The sequence below is a fragment of the Pseudomonas triticicola genome (assembly GCF_019145375.1).
Taxonomy (GTDB): domain Bacteria; phylum Pseudomonadota; class Gammaproteobacteria; order Pseudomonadales; family Pseudomonadaceae; genus Aquipseudomonas; species Aquipseudomonas triticicola.
The window spans coordinates 4,319,521-4,334,297 of record NZ_JAHSTX010000001.1 but is presented as its reverse complement, the minus strand read 5'-3'; the positions used below and the strand labels follow the sequence as shown (position 1 = coordinate 4,334,297).

Annotated in this window: 12 protein-coding genes and 1 pseudogene; 5 read left to right on the top strand and 8 right to left on the bottom strand. The window is 60.7% G+C overall.

The features are described from left to right. The first annotated feature begins 62 nt into the window (after nucleotides 1-62). The 4 genes from epsC (at nucleotide 63) to KVG85_RS19100 (ending at nucleotide 4,233) form a co-directional block, all read left to right on the top strand. Nucleotides 63-989, top strand: a complete 927-nt coding sequence (epsC, locus tag KVG85_RS19115) for a serine O-acetyltransferase EpsC (RefSeq protein ID WP_217864659.1) — start codon at nucleotides 63-65, stop codon at nucleotides 987-989. A gap of 400 nt (nucleotides 990-1,389) precedes the next feature. Beyond that, nucleotides 1,390-3,351 (top strand): choline transporter BetT, encoded by a 1,962-nt coding sequence (gene betT / locus KVG85_RS19110; protein ID WP_160768576.1) that lies wholly within the window; start codon nucleotides 1,390-1,392, stop codon nucleotides 3,349-3,351. A gap of 238 nt (nucleotides 3,352-3,589) precedes the next feature. Then, nucleotides 3,590-3,772, top strand: a complete 183-nt coding sequence (locus tag KVG85_RS19105) for a type II toxin-antitoxin system HicA family toxin (protein ID WP_125925828.1) — start codon at nucleotides 3,590-3,592, stop codon at nucleotides 3,770-3,772. A gap of 59 nt (nucleotides 3,773-3,831) precedes the next feature. Continuing rightward, nucleotides 3,832-4,233, top strand: coding sequence for a type II toxin-antitoxin system HicB family antitoxin (locus tag KVG85_RS19100; protein WP_039756416.1), 402 nt, complete (start codon nucleotides 3,832-3,834; stop codon nucleotides 4,231-4,233). Between the two features lie 38 nt (nucleotides 4,234-4,271). Here KVG85_RS19100 and KVG85_RS19095 read toward each other — a convergent pair. Further along, nucleotides 4,272-4,394: pseudogene (locus KVG85_RS19095) on the bottom strand (LacI family transcriptional regulator); the annotation flags it as partial. A 363-nt stretch (nucleotides 4,395-4,757) separates the two neighbouring features. Here KVG85_RS19095 and mgrA point away from each other — a divergent pair. Then, nucleotides 4,758-5,795 (top strand): L-glyceraldehyde 3-phosphate reductase, encoded by a 1,038-nt coding sequence (gene mgrA / locus KVG85_RS19090; RefSeq protein WP_217864658.1) that lies wholly within the window; start codon nucleotides 4,758-4,760, stop codon nucleotides 5,793-5,795. 209 nt (nucleotides 5,796-6,004) lie between these two features. On the opposite strand, the gene tauD is transcribed toward mgrA, so the two are convergent. From tauD to KVG85_RS19055, 7 genes are all read right to left on the bottom strand, one after another. Continuing rightward, entirely contained in the window at nucleotides 6,005-6,847 is an 843-nt protein-coding gene (tauD, locus tag KVG85_RS19085) for a taurine dioxygenase (protein WP_217864657.1), read from the bottom strand. Nucleotides 6,848-6,988: 141 nt separating this feature from the next. After that, entirely contained in the window at nucleotides 6,989-7,822 is an 834-nt protein-coding gene (tauC, locus tag KVG85_RS19080) for a taurine ABC transporter permease TauC (RefSeq protein WP_217864656.1), read from the bottom strand. Then, on the bottom strand, nucleotides 7,819-8,613 hold the full coding sequence (gene tauB / locus KVG85_RS19075; protein ID WP_217864655.1) for a taurine ABC transporter ATP-binding subunit: 795 nt from the start codon (nucleotides 8,611-8,613) through the stop codon (nucleotides 7,819-7,821). Before tauB ends, tauC begins: the two co-directional genes overlap by 4 nt. Before the next feature lie 15 nt (nucleotides 8,614-8,628). After that, entirely contained in the window at nucleotides 8,629-9,606 is a 978-nt protein-coding gene (gene tauA, locus KVG85_RS19070; protein ID WP_217864654.1) for a taurine ABC transporter substrate-binding protein, read from the bottom strand. Between the two features lie 328 nt (nucleotides 9,607-9,934). Continuing rightward, complete coding sequence (gene gshA, locus KVG85_RS19065; protein ID WP_217864653.1) at nucleotides 9,935-11,518, bottom strand: glutamate--cysteine ligase; 1,584 nt, start codon at nucleotides 11,516-11,518, stop codon at nucleotides 9,935-9,937. A 246-nt stretch (nucleotides 11,519-11,764) separates the two neighbouring features. Continuing rightward, nucleotides 11,765-12,148 carry a PaaI family thioesterase gene (locus KVG85_RS19060; RefSeq protein WP_024011182.1) on the bottom strand — a complete coding sequence of 128 codons (384 nt, stop codon included), beginning with the start codon at nucleotides 12,146-12,148 and terminating at the stop codon, nucleotides 11,765-11,767. After that, complete coding sequence (locus KVG85_RS19055) at nucleotides 12,148-14,472, bottom strand: Tex family protein (protein WP_217864652.1); 2,325 nt, start codon at nucleotides 14,470-14,472, stop codon at nucleotides 12,148-12,150. Before KVG85_RS19055 ends, KVG85_RS19060 begins: the two co-directional genes overlap by 1 nt. Between the last annotated feature and the right edge of the window lie 305 nt (nucleotides 14,473-14,777).

Genomic DNA, 14,777 nt, shown 5'->3' with positions numbered 1-14,777 from the left:
GCCGTAAAGTAGGCGCCGATGACGCGGCCAGACAGTCCGGCCGCCCGTGAGGAGTCTTTACCGTGAGCGAGCGTTCCAGCCATTGGCAATTGCACACCATCGTCAGCCAGCTGCGCAGCGCGCGGGATCAGTGGCGCGCAAAGAATGGCCGGGCTTCAGGGGAGCAGGGCGGCCGCGAATTGCCATCGCGAGCGGCGATGGCGGAAATCCTCGAGGCGCTATGTGGCGCGCTGTTCCCGATGCGTCTGGGGCCGGTCGATCTACGTGAAGAAAGTGAAGATTTCTACGTCGGCCACACGCTTGATGTAGCGCTGAATGCATTGCTGGCACAGACACGGCTGGAGTTGCGTTACGTCGCCCGTCACAGCGCGCAGGATGACAGTGAAGTCGAGGCTCGGGCGATTCAGATCGTGCAGGATTTTGCTCTCGCGTTGCCGGGCCTGCGCACGCTGCTCGACACCGATGTGCTGGCGGCCTATCACGGCGACCCGGCGGCACGCAGCGTTGATGAAGTGCTGCTGTGCTATCCGGGCATTCTTGCGGTGATTCACCATCGCCTCGCGCACCATTTATACCGTGCCGGGCTGCCGCTGCTGGCGCGGATCAGCGCGGAGATCGCGCATTCGGCGACGGGCATCGATATCCACCCGGGCGCGCAGATCGGCCGCAGCTTCTTTATCGATCACGGCACAGGCGTGGTGATTGGCGAGACCGCGATCATCGGCGAGCGTGTGCGCATTTATCAGGCAGTCACTTTGGGCGCCAAGCGCTTTCCGGCGGATGAGGACGGCCAGTTGCAGAAGGGCCATCCGCGTCACCCGATCGTTGAGGATGACGTTGTGATTTATGCCGGGGCGACGATTCTCGGGCGGATCACCATCGGCAAGGGTTCGACCATTGGCGGCAACGTCTGGCTGACGCGCAGTGTGCCGGCGGGGGCGAATCTGACGCAGGCGAATCTGCAGCATGATGACGGGACGCAGAAGTAGGTCTTGAATCTGTGTTGTTGTATCGGGCCTCTTCGCGAGCAGGCTCGCTCCCACAATTGGAATGCGTTGCAAATGTGGGAGCGAGCCTGCTCGCGAAAGATTTCCAGGCCGGATCAAGATACTGGCCTTCAGCCCATTCATCAGTGAACGAATCCCTCCCAACCCGCGTCATACCCCTCTTTGGGCGCTGTAGGAAACCTACCGCCCAGCCCTGCGATTAGTCCTTACCACCCCATTCATGTTTAACTTGAACGTTCATTCAAGTTAAACCGGTGGTTCGCTGCCCGCTCACAACAGGAGGCTTGCCTTTGCTGAGTCCGATCATTTCAGCCACGTTTCAACCCTTCGAGGTGCACGTTTCATGAGTGCATCGTCTACCCCCGCCAGCGGTCTGGTACGCATGAATCCGCCGGTGTTCTACTTCGCCGCGACGGTCATTCTGCTGTTTGGTCTTGTCGTCATCGCCATCCCCGAGCAGGCCGGCGCCTGGTTGCTGGAAGCGCAAAACTGGGCGGCCAATACGGTCGGCTGGTACTACATGCTCGCGATGACCCTGTATCTGGTCTTCGTGGTGGTCACCGCGTTATCCGGCTACGGCAAGATAAAACTCGGTGCCGACCACGACGAGCCCGAATTCAGTTACCTGTCCTGGGCGGGCATGCTGTTCGCCGCCGGGATCAGCATCACGCTGTTCTTCTTCTGTGTCTCCGAACCGCTGACGCACATGCTCCAGCCGCCGCAAGGCGAGGCCGGTACCGCCGATGCGGCTCGCCAGGCGATGCAAATTCTGTTTCTGCACTGGGGCCTGCATGGCTGGGGCGTGTTCGCTTTCGTCGGCATGGCGCTGGCCTATTTCGCTTACCGCCACAATCTGCCGCTGGCCCTGCGTTCGGCGCTGTATCCGCTGATTGGTAAACGCATCAACGGCCCCATCGGTTACGCAGTGGACGGCTTCGGCATCATCGCTACGGTATTCGGCCTCGGTGCCGACATGGGCTTCGGTGTGCTGCACCTCAACTCGGGCCTGGATTATCTGTTCGGCATCGCCCATACCCAGTGGATTCAGGTCGGCCTGATCACGCTGATGATGGGCGCGGCGATCATCGTTGCGGTCTCCGGCGTCGACAAAGGCGTGCGGGTAATGTCCGACATCAACATGCTGCTTGCCTGCGGACTGCTGCTGTTCGTGCTGTTCGCTGGACCGACGCAGCACCTGCTTAACACGCTGATCCAGAACGTCGGCGACTACCTCGGCGCGTTGCCGATGAAGAGTTTCGATCTCTACGCTTACGACAAACCAAGTGACTGGCTGGGTGGCTGGACCGTGTTCTACTGGGCCTGGTGGATCGCCTGGTCGCCGTTCGTGGGCCTGTTCATCGCGCGGATTTCCCGTGGCCGCACCATCCGTGAATTCGTCTTCGGCGTGCTGTTGATCCCGCTCGGGTTCACCCTCGCTTGGATGTCGATTTTCGGCAACAGCGCCCTGGATCAGGTGCTCAATCACGGCATGAGTGCGCTGGGCATGTCGGCCATCGACAACCCGTCGATGAGCATTTATCTGCTGCTGGAAACCTACCCGTGGAGCAAGACCGTCATCGCCGTGACGGTGTTCATCAGCTTCGTGTTCTTCGTGACCTCGGCGGACTCTGGCACCGTGGTCCTCTCGACCCTGTCGGCCAAGGGTGGCAACCCGGATGAAGACGGGCCGAAATGGCTGCGGGTGTTCTGGGGCGCGATGACCGCGCTGATCACCAGCGCACTGCTGTTTTCCGGCAGCATCGATGCGTTGAAGTCAGCGGTGGTGCTGACCTCATTGCCGTTCTCGTTGATTCTGCTGCTGATGATGTGGGGCCTGCACAAGGCGTTCTATCTGGAATCGCAGAAGCAGATCGCGCAGCTGCATTCGCTGGCGCCGGTCTCCGGTTCGCGGCGTGGCACCGGTGGCTGGCGTCAGCGCCTGAGCCAGGCCGTGCACTTCCCGTCCCGCGACGAGGTATACCGCTTCATGGAAAGCACGGTGCGCCCGGCGATCGAGGAAGTGACCGCCGTGTTCGTCGAAAAAGGCCTGCACGTGGTCACCCAGCCGGATCCGGCGCATGACAACGTCAGCCTGGAAATCGGCCATGGCGAGCAGCATCCGTTCATCTATCAGGTGCAGATGCGCGGCTACTTCACGCCATCGTTCGCGCGCGGCGGCATGGGTTCCAAGCAACTCAACAATCGCCGCTACTACCGCGCCGAAGTGCATTTGAGCGAGGGCAGTCAGGACTACGATCTGGTCGGCTACACCAAAGAGCAGATCATCAACGACATCCTCGACCAGTACGAACGGCACATGCAGTTCCTGCATCTGGTGCGTTGATCCAACGGCTGAGCGCCGAGAGTTTTTTACGCCTCGGCGCTCAGCACTATGAACAGCACCGCCGCCGCCGGCACACCGAATATCGCACTGCCCATCGCAATCTTGGGCCCCGCCGTTGATCCGTCCATCTGTGATCATCACGAAACAGACTATTATTTATCCAAGTGTGTATGGTGTGTATCGCTGCGCGCTTTGTGCCCTAGAGTTGTAGCTGTTGCTGTAGATAAGGGCGAAGGACATGCGCAGTCGGGAAATGATCAGGATGATCGAGGACGATGGTTGGTACCTGGTCGCGGTAAAAGGCAGTCACCACCAGTACAAGCATTCGTCCAAGCAGGGAAGGGTGACGATCAAACACCCTGATTCGGATCTGCCCAAGGGTACGATCAACAGCATTTTGAAACAGGCGGGTTTGAAATGAGGCCCGTATTCGAAGACGAAACGCCCATCATGGACTTGCCAGAGGAAGGGTTCACCTTTATGAAATTCCCGGTCGTTCTGCACAAGGATGCCGACTCGGACTACGGCGTGATCATTCCGGACGTACCGGGGTGCTATTCCGCAGGCGCCACGGTAGCCGAAGCTTTCGAAAACACGCAGGAAGCGCTGGCGCTGCACTACGAGGGGCTGGTCGCCGATGGCGCGCCACTGCCGCAAGTGCGCGACATTGATGCTCATCTTGATAACCCGGATTACGCGGGCGGTATCTGGGGCGTGGTCGACTTTGACATCACGCCATACTTCGGCAAATCAGTGCGCTTCAATGCCACATTGCCCGAGCAGTTGCTGGAACGTATTGACCAGACTGTCCGTCGAGACCGGCGCTACCGTTCCCGGTCCGGATTTCTGGCGGCCGCTGCGCTGCGCGAATTGTCGGTATGACGCAGATTCTGCGGGAACGAGCCTGCTCGCTCCCGCAGTCAGGTGCTTTCGCGTTCGATCACTTGGTATCGCAGCAGGTTCAGTCGTTGCACTTCGTCGCTCGGCATTACCTCAGGGCTTTCCAGCACCCGCGTTGCCGCCAGCACGCCAATCTCCAGCGAGGCTGAAGCGCAGGAAAAAATGTGAAACGTTTCAGCAATTGGTCGAACCCGAGGTCGGCGTCGCGCCGCTTGGGCGTATGCTGGACGGGTTGTTCAGAACTGGATATGAAGGCCGGACGTTGCGGCAGAACCTGGGGCTCGCCCGACCTGTAAACCGCTTCGCATGATTGGTAGAGCTTTTGTGGTGAGGGGATTTATCCCCGTTCGGCTGCGAAGCAGTCGTAAAACCAGCGCACTCGGTACACCTGATTCGCCGAGGTTTCAGGTTTTGGGGCGGCTTCGCCACCCATCGGGGATAAATCCCCTCGCCACAGAGTTTGGTTTCACCCTCAATCTGCTGTTAATCAAACAAGAGAGGATTCGATGACTTACACCGCTGCCGAACACCGCTACGACTCCATTCCTTACCGCCGCGTCGGCCGCAGCGGTCTGGTGCTGCCGGCATTGTCGCTGGGCCTCTGGCACAACTTTGGCGACAGCACTCCGATCGAAACCCAGCGTGCCTTGCTGCGCACCGCGTTCGATCTGGGCATCAACCATTTCGATCTGGCCAACAACTACGGCCCGCCATACGGCAGCGCCGAGATCAATTTCGGTCGCCTGCTGCGCGAAGACTTCAAGCAATATCGCGACGAGTTGATCATCTCCAGCAAGGCCGGTTGGGACATGTGGCCCGGCCCGTACGGCCAGGGCGGCGGTTCGCGCAAATACGTACTGGCCAGCCTCGACCAGAGCCTGCAACGCCTCGGCCTGGACTATGTGGACATCTTCTACTCGCACCGCTTCGACCCGGACACTCCACTGGAAGAAACCGCCAGCGCCCTCGCCACCGCCGTGCAGCAGGGCAAGGCTTTGTACATCGGCATCTCGTCCTATTCCGGGGTGAAAACCCGCGAGATGGCCGCGCTGCTGAAAGAGTGGAAAGTGCCGCTGCTGATTCATCAGCCGGCGTACAACCTGCTCAATCGCTGGGTGGAAAAGGACCTGCTCGATACCACCGATGAACTCGGCACGGGCGTCATCGCGTTTACGCCGCTGGCGCAGGGCTTGCTCACCGACAAATACCTCAACGGCGTGCCGGCGGATGCGCGGGTCAATCGTCCGGGCGGTGGTTCGCTGCAGGCTTCGCACTTGTCCGAGGCCAACATCGCCCACGTGCGAGCGTTGAACGAAATCGCCCAGCGTCGCGGGCAGAGCCTGGCGCAACTGGCACTTGCGTGGACTTTGCGTGATCCACGAGTGACCTCGGCACTGATCGGCGCGAGCCGGCCGGAGCAGATCATCGAGAACGTCGGGGCGCTGAAGAATCTGAATTTCAGTGCTGAAGAGCTGGCGGAGATTGATCGGTTTGCCCAGGAGGGCGGGATCAATCTTTGGGAGAAGCCTTCTACGGCGGAGTAATGGCGATTAGGTTGGGTCTGCAAGATCCAACCCCCTCACCCCAGCCCTCTCCCCAAGGGGCGAGGGGGAAAGGGAGCCGATCTTCGTGCTTTTCAAGAATTGAGTTCAACCCGATATTTCAGGTCGATATAGTTCGCGCAATCAGCTCGGTCAGTCCCCTCTCCCTCTGGGAGAGGGCTAGGGTGAGGGGCTTTTGATCTTGATCAGGCTCAGCGAAAAAACGGCACATCCCCCAACACCGTCGCCCGCTGCATCACCCGCCGCGCCGGTCGGTAATCATCCACCGCGTAATGCTGCGTCACGCGGTTATCCCAGAAGGCGATGTCGTCTTTCTGCCAGCGCCAGCGAATGGTGAATTCCGGCCGTGTCGCGTGGGCGAACAGAAACTTCAGAATCGCCTCGCTCTCGGTTTCCGTCAGTTCGTTGATCTTCGAAGTGAACCCTTCATTGACGAACAGCGAGCGCCGCCCACTGACCGGATGGGTGCGAATCACCGGGTGCGACAGCGGGGGATTCTTGCGCCGTGCTTCTTCCCACTGCGCCAGCGCTTCAGGCGTGTTGCCGTAGCGCTCGAGTGGGAACGAACGGGTGAAATCGTGAGTCGCGGTCAGGCCTTCGAGCAGGGTTTTGATCGGCGCCGACAACGCTTCATATGCCGCGATGCCGCTGGCCCACAACGTGTCGCCACCGAACTCCGGCAGCAACTTGGCGCTGAGCACTGCGCCCATCGCCGGCGTCGGCAGGAAGGTCACGTCGGTGTGCCAAATCGCGTTATCGCGCACGTCGGTGACGGCGGTATCAAGAATCAGCACTTCCGGTTGTTCCGGCACGTTCGGGTAGATCGGATGAATGTGCAGGTCGCCGAAATAATGCGCGAAACGTGCCTGCTGTGCCGGCTCGATCGGCTGGTTGCGGAAGAACAGCACCTGATACTTGAGCAGCGCCTGTTCGATGGCGTCGCGGTGTTCCAGGCTCAGCGGCTGGCTGATGTCGACGCCGCTGATCTGCGCACCGAGGGCCGAGCTTAACGGGGTGATGTCGAGGGTGCTCATGGTCTTTCTCTTCGAATTCGGTGAGACCACCCTTTGTAGGAGCTGCCGAAGGCTGCGATCTTTTGATCTTGCTTTTTAAGAAGATCAAGATCAAAAGATCGCAGCCTTCGGCAGCTCCTACATGGGTGATTCAAAAATCTGTCAGTGCGCCTGGCCGTGCCACGGCACTATTCTGCGCTGCAATGCGCGCAGGCCCATTTCCATGGCAAAGGCGATCAGGGCGATGACCAGAATCCCCAGCACCACCACATCGGTGACCAGGAATTGCGCGGCCGACTGCACCATGAAGCCGAGGCCACTGGTGGCCGCGATCAGTTCAGCGGCGACCAACGTCGACCAGCCAACCCCCAGGCCAATGCGCACGCCAGTGAGAATGTCCGGCAGGGCGCTGGGCAGAATCACATGGCGAATCAACTGCGCGCGCGTCGCGCCCAATGACTGCGCCGCGCGCAGTTTTGCTGGATCAACCGTGCGCACACCCGTCGCGGTGGCGATGGCAATCGGCGCAAAAATCGCCAGATAGATCAGCAGCACTTTCGACAACTCGCCGATGCCGCACCAGATCACGATCAGCGGCAGATACGCCAGCGGCGGGATCGGGCGGTAGAACTCGATCAGCGGATCGAGCACACCACGGGCGATGCGGTTTGCACCAATGGCAATGCCCACCGGCACGGCGGTCAGAATGGCAAAAGCGAGACCCAGACCGATGCGGCTGAGGCTGGCACCGAGGTGCTGCCACAAAGTCGAATCCATGTATCCGGATGTCGCCAGCAACCAGCCCTTTTGCAGGACGGCGGAGGGTGGCGGCAGGAACAGCGGCTCGATCAGGCCGGTAGCGGTCACCGCCCACCAGATCGCCAGCAGGCCGAACAGGGTCAGCAGGCTGATCCAGCGAGTGCTGAGGCTGCGACGCACCGGGATGCTCACCGAAGGTGTTTTCACCGCCGCAGCGGAAACGTCGTAACTGCTCATGCGCGCTCCTGCCGGGGTACGGCGCTGCGTTGCGAGAAGACTTTGCTCAGCACGTGCTCGCGGGTTTCGATAAAACGCGGATCGGATTTGATCGCGCGGGCCGACTCGCCAGCGGCATAACGCTGACCAAAATCCAATGGCAGGCGCTCGACGATCTGCCCTGGATTCGGCGCCAGCAGAATCAGGTCCGTGGCGAGGAACACCGCTTCTTCAATGTCGTGGGTAATCAGAAAAACCGGCTTGGCGGTGCGTTGCCAGACTTGCAGCAACAGTTCCTGCATCTGCTCGCGAGTGAATGCATCAAGCGCACCGAACGGCTCGTCCATCAGCAACACGCGCGGGTCGGCGGCGAGGGCGCGAGCGAGGCCGACGCGTTGTTTCTGGCCACCGGACAATTGCCAGATGCGTCGGTCTTCGAAACCGGCGAGATCGACCAGTGCGAGCATTTCCCGGGCGCGTTGTTCGCGTTTGTCCTTGCCGACACCGGCCAGTTCGAGGCCGAAGGCGACGTTGGCCAACACATCCTGCCAAGGCAGCAAGGCGTCGTCCTGAAACACCACGCCACGTTCGGCGCTCGGGCCTTTGACCGGCACGCCGTCAAGGGTGATGCGCCCGGCACTCGGCTCGACGAAGCCGGCAATCAGGTTCAACAGCGAAGTCTTGCCACTGCCGGACGGGCCGAGGGCGACCAGCAATTGCTGCGGCCCCAAGGTCAGAGAAATATCCGCCAGCACCGGCTCCGGGCTGCCCGGGTACTGTGCGCTGATGCGCTCCAGCTGTAGCAAGGCCATCGCTGTATCTCCCGATCAGTTGGTGATGTATTTGGCGCTGACGTAAGGCGCGTAGTCCGGCAGCACGGCGTCGACCTTGCCTTGCTCCTTGAGGAACGCGGCGGTGTCAGTGATGGCTTTGGTGGTCGGCGCGCCGAGGTCACTGACCTGATCCGCCGCCAATGGGTAGACGTTGCCCTGCAGCAGCAATGGAATGTCGCTGGCCTTGGCGCCGGAGAGTTTCACCAGTTTGTCGACGTTGCTCTGGTTGGCCAGCCAGGCCTGCGGATCCTTGCGGTAATCGGCGTAGGCGTCGAGGGTGACCTTGGCGAATGCGGTGACGATTTCCGGGTGCTTCTCGGCGAAGTCCTTGCGCACGATCCACGCGTCGAAGGTCGGTGCGCCGAACTTGGCCAGCTCGCCGGAGGTGATCAGCACTTTGCCGTTTTCCTTGGCCACGCCCAGTGCTGGATCCCACACGTAAGTGGCGTCGATGTCGCCGCGTTTCCACGCCGCGATGATGGCTGGCGGCGCGAGGTTGAGCACGGTGACTTTCGACGGGTCGATGTTCCAGTGCTTGAGCGCGGCGAGCAGGCTGTAGTGCCCGGTGGACACGAACGGCGTGGCGATTTTCTTGCCGATCAGATCCTGCGGAGTCTTGATGCCGGAACCATCGCGCGCGACCAGTGCTTCAGCGGCGCCGATCTGCGTGGCGATGAGGAAGGTTTCGACCGGCACTTTGCGGGTGATCGCGGCGGTCAACGGACTCGAACCGAGATAGCCGATCTGCACATCGCCGGACGCGATGGCGGCAATGATGTCGGCACCGTTATCAAATTTGCGCCAACTGATGTCAGCCTTGGTGGCTTTCTCGTAAGCGCCGTCGGCCTGCGCGACTTTGGCTGGGTCGACGGTAGTCTGGTAGGCGACAGTGAGATCGGCCGCCTGGGCCAGGAAGCTTGCAGCGGCCAGCGAGGCAGCGGCGAGCAGGCGAAGCGGGAAATTCAGTTTCATTGAACAGTTCCATATCAGGCGACCGAGCGTCGGCGTGAAAGGAGACTAAATGATCTAAGAATCAGTAAATAAATAACTTTTTAGAATGAGCTTATGAGCGGAAAAATCTAAGACGCGGGGGATTGTGGATATTTCGGATCTTGCGTTCGACGTTCGATCTTTGCCCCCTCACCCCAGCCCTCTCCCCCAGGGGGGCGAGGGGGAAAGGGGGCCGATCTCGGTGCTTTTCAAGGCCTGAGTTCGGCTGGATATTTCAGGTCGACGTGAATCTCAAGAGCACCTGAGTCAGTCCCCTCTCCCTCCGGGAGAGGGCTAGGGTGAGGGGCTTTTAATTGCTGATCGCCAAAATGCTCGCCTGATACGAACCGACAAACACATCAAAATCCCCCACCTCGTTCTGCTCCAGCTCAGCCTGCGCTGCCAGCGACGTACGCGCCAACTCCTCAAACTTCGCCTGCTCATCCGCCGCCAACGGCTCGCTGCGGAAGAACTCGGCGTGGGTCTGGCTCTGGCGCAGGGAGAACTGCGCAAAGCTTTCCTTGTGCTCGGCCATGGCCGCCAGCACCTGCGCCGATGGGGTCAGGGACGGGTCGTTGACCTTGGCCAGTTGCGCATCAAGGGCCTTGCTGTGGGCATCGCCGCCAACGCTCTGGTCGAGCATCGCCGCCAGCGGAGCAATCTGTTCCAGCAGCTCCGCCGCCCACTGTTTCATCTCGACCGGCTGACCGTCACGCTGCAATTGCAGGCCCGGACGGCGACCTTCCTTGACCACGCTGAGGAAGTTCGAAGTGGCGTTGCCGCACGAAGTGTTGGTCAGCAGCGGACTGTCGTTCAGCGCGCAGTACAGCAGGAAGGCGTCGATGAAGCGCGATTCAGTGAGGTCGATGCCCATCGGCAGGAACGGGTTGATGTCCAGGCAGCGCACTTCGACGTACTGAATGCCGCGCGCCATCAGCGCCTGGATCGGCCGCTCGCCGGTGTAGGTCACGCGTTTCGGGCGGATGTTGGAGTAGTACTCGTTTTCGATCTGCAGGATGTTGGTGTTGAGCTGCACCCACTCACCATCCTTGTGCGTACCGACTTCAACATACGGCGCATACGGCGTGGCCACGGCTTCGCGCAGGCTGTCGGTATAGCTCGCCAGATCGTTGTAGCACGGTGTCAGGCCGGCCTGGGCGTTGCTCTGATAACCGAGATCGCTCATGCGCAGGCTGGTCGCGTACGGCAGATACAGCGTGTCCGGGTCGAGCTGCTCGAGCTGATGCGAACGCCCGCGCAGGAAGCCGGCGTCCAGCGCCGGCGAGGCACCGAACAGGTACATCAGCAGCCAGCTGTAGCGACGGAAGTTGCGGATCAGCGCGATGTAGGACACCGACTGGAAATCGCGATCGGTGCCGACGAAACCTTCGGCCTCGCGCAGCAATGGCCAGAGCTGTTCCGGCAGGGAAAAGTTGTAGTGAATCCCGGCGATGCACTGCATGGTCTTGCCGTAACGCAGGGCCAGGCCCTTGCGATAGACGTACTTGAGCTGACCGATGTTGGAGGTGCCGTAATAGGCAATCGGGATGTCTTCCTCGGCCGGCAAAGGGCACGGCATCGATGGACTCCACAGGTACTCGTTGCCGAGTTTGCTGTAGGCAAAACGATGAATCTTGTCCAGGCTCGCCAGCGTGTCGGCAGGATCCGGCAGGGCGGGGGTGATGAATTCCAGCAGCGACTCGGAGTAGTCGGTGGTGATCTGTTCGTTGGTCAGCGCGGAACCCAGGGCTTCGGGGTGCGGCGTTTGCGCCAGGCGACCTTCACTGGTCACGCGCAGGCATTCACGTTCGATACCGTGCAGGCACTGCTTGAGCAGAGAGAGGTTAGCGCGCTCGCCAAGCAGAGCCAGGCGGCGGTTGAGAAGTTCGCTCAATTTGGATTCCTTCACGCGTCAGTCGCCCCAATATGGGGGTGGGCAGGACGGTCTACAAGGGTGAAGTTGAAACTGGCGTTATCGCCTGGTTTTCTAGCCTGTCAGCCGCACACATGACCTGTAGGAGCTGCCGAAGGCTGCGATCTTTTGATCTTGCTGTTGGAAAACAAAATCAAAAGATCGCAGCCTTCGGTAGATCCCACAGGATTCATTGCGCCGAAATTAACTCAAAATGATGAGCAACATCTACAGGACAGCGAAGGTGCCTTGCGCTTTTGCGACCAGTTTGTCGCCCTGCATCACCTCGGCTTCGACCACCAGCGTGCGCCGGCCCGGGTGGATCACCCGCGCCGTGCACAGCACCTCGCCGTCGGAAACGGCGCGGATGTAGTTGATCTTGCATTCGATGGTCGCGCTCTGCTGATCAAAGCCATGGCTGCTGGAACACGCCAGGCCCATGGCGATGTCGACCAGACTGAACAGCGCGCCGCCGTGCAGTTTGCCGCCGCGGTTGCGCAGTTCGGGCTCAAGCGCCAGGGCGACTTGCGCCACCCCGGTTTCGAGACTGTGCAGGCGACAGCCCAACAGCTTGAAAAACGCGCTCTCGACGAGCCCGGCCGGCATGTCCATCAGCGTTTCTTCAACTGCTTGGCGTTGGCGAACAGCGAGGCCATCGCATTGTTTACCGGCGCGGCGGTGGCGGTTTCCTTGCGTGGCGCGTTGCCCGAAGACTGGCGCGCTGCCGAGCCCGGACGCGAGCCACGCGCACCGTCGATTTTCTCGCCCGGGGTGTCACTCATGCGCATCGACAGGCCGACGCGTTTGCGCGGGATATCGACTTCCATGACCTTCACTTTCACCACGTCACCGGCCTTGACTGCTTCGCGCGGGTCCTTGATGAACTTCTCCGACAGCGCCGAAATGTGCACCAGACCGTCCTGATGCACGCCGATGTCGACGAACGCACCGAACGCCGTAACGTTGGTCACCACGCCTTCAAGGATCATCCCCAGTTGCAGATCCTTGAGGTCCTCTACGCCTTCCTGGAACTCGGCGGTCTTGAACTCCGGACGTGGATCGCGACCGGGTTTTTCCAGTTCTTGCAGGATGTCGGTGACGGTCGGCAAACCGAAGGTTTCGTCGGTGAATTTCTTCGGATCCAGACGCTTGAGGAATGCGGCATCGCCGATGAGCGAGCGAATGTCGCGGTCGGTTTCAGCGGCAATGCGCTGCACCAGTGGATAGGCTTCCGGGTGAACCGCCGAGGAATCCAGCGGGTTGTCGCCGTTCATCACGCGCAAGAAACCGGCGGCCTGTTCGAAGGTTTTCTCGCCCAGACGCGCGACTTTCTTCAGTGCTGCACGGGTCTTGAACGCGCCGTGTTCGTCACGGTGAGCAACGATGTTCTGCGCCAGCGTTGCGTTGAGGCCGGAGATCCGCGCCAGCAGGGCCACGGAGGCAGTGTTCACATCCACGCCCACGGCGTTCACGCAGTCCTCGACCACGGCATCCAGACCGCGCGCCAGTTTCAGCTGCGAGACGTCGTGCTGATACTGGCCGACACCGATGGATTTCGGATCGATTTTCACCAGCTCGGCCAGCGGATCCTGCAAGCGACGGGCGATCGATACGGCGCCACGGATCGACACGTCCAGATCCGGGAATTCCTTGGCCGCCAGTTCCGAAGCCGAGTACACCGAGGCGCCGGCCTCGGAAACCATGACCTTGGTCATTTTCATCGCTGGATATTTTTTGATCAGCTCGATCGCCAGCTTGTCGGTCTCACGGCTGGCAGTGCCGTTGCCGATGGCGATCAGATCCACCGAGTGTTTGGCGCACAGCGCGGCGAGAATTGCGATGGTTTGATCCCATTTGTTGTGCGGCACGTGCGGGTAAACCGTGGCGTGGTCGAGCAGCTTGCCGGTGGAGTCGACCACGGCCACCTTGCAGCCGGTACGCAGGCCCGGGTCGAGGCCCAGGGTCGCGCGCGGGCCGGCCGGAGCGGCCAGCAGCAGGTCGTGCAGGTTGTGCGCGAACACGTTGATCGCTTCGGTTTCGGCCCCGTCGCGCAACTCGCCCAGCAGGTCGGTTTCCAGGTGGGTGTAGAGCTTGACCTTCCAGGTCCAGCGCACCACTTCACCGAGCCATTTGTCCGCCGGGCGGTTCTGGTTCTGGATGCCGAACTGCTGGCCGATCATGCCTTCGCACGGGTGCATGGTGCCGGGCAGCTCATCGCCGACTTTCAGCGCGGAGCTGAGAATGCCTTCGTTGCGGCCACGGAAAATCGCCAGAGCGCGGTGCGACGGCATGCTTTTCAGCGGCTCGTCGTGTTCGAAGTAATCACGGAACTTGGCGCCTTCCTCTTCCTTGCCAGCGATGACGCGGGCACTGAGGATCGCTTCCTGTTTGAGGAAATTACGCAGTTTTTCCAACAGGCTGGCGTCTTCGGCGAAGCGCTCCATGAGAATGTATTTGGCGCCTTCCAGCGCAGCCTTGACGTCGGCCACGCCTTTTTCGGCGTCGACGAAGCGCGCGGCTTCGGTTTCCGGCGACAGGTTCGGGTCGTTGAACAAGCCGTCGGCCAGTTCGCCGAGGCCGGCTTCCAGGGCGATCTGGCCCTTCGTGCGGCGCTTCTGCTTGTACGGCAGGTACAAGTCTTCGAGACGGGTCTTGGTGTCGGCGAGCTTGATGTCGCGCTCAAGGGCAGGGGTGAGCTTGCCTTGCTCCTCGATGCTGGCGAGGATGCTGATGCGCCGTTCGTCGAGTTCTCGCAGGTAGCGCAGGCGCTCTTCCAGATGACGCAACTGGGTGTCATCGAGGCTGCCGGTGACTTCTTTCCGGTAACGGGCGATAAAGGGGACGGTAGAACCTTCATCGAGTAGCGCGACGGCCGCTTCGACCTGTTGTGGGCGTACGCCGAGTTCCTCGGCGATGCGGCTGTTGATGCTGTCCATAAAACCACCTGACATAGTATGAAAGCAGGCTCGCAGGCACGCAGATAATGGCCTGGAGGCTGATTGAGCGGCTGGAAAATTGCCGCTGCCTGGATCAAGAAGCTGCCCATTGACCCGTGAAATCGAACAGTTACTGCACAGGGCCGGAAAAAATACCGGCCACTTACGGTAACGATTCAGACGTTGCCTGGCGCAAAACGCCGCGCATTATAACCAGCGTTCTGTCATTCGGGGGCGTTGCAGGCTGTAGGCATAAACCCCGGTTTTCTGGCAGTGAAGGAAAAATCTGCTAACAATGCACACGG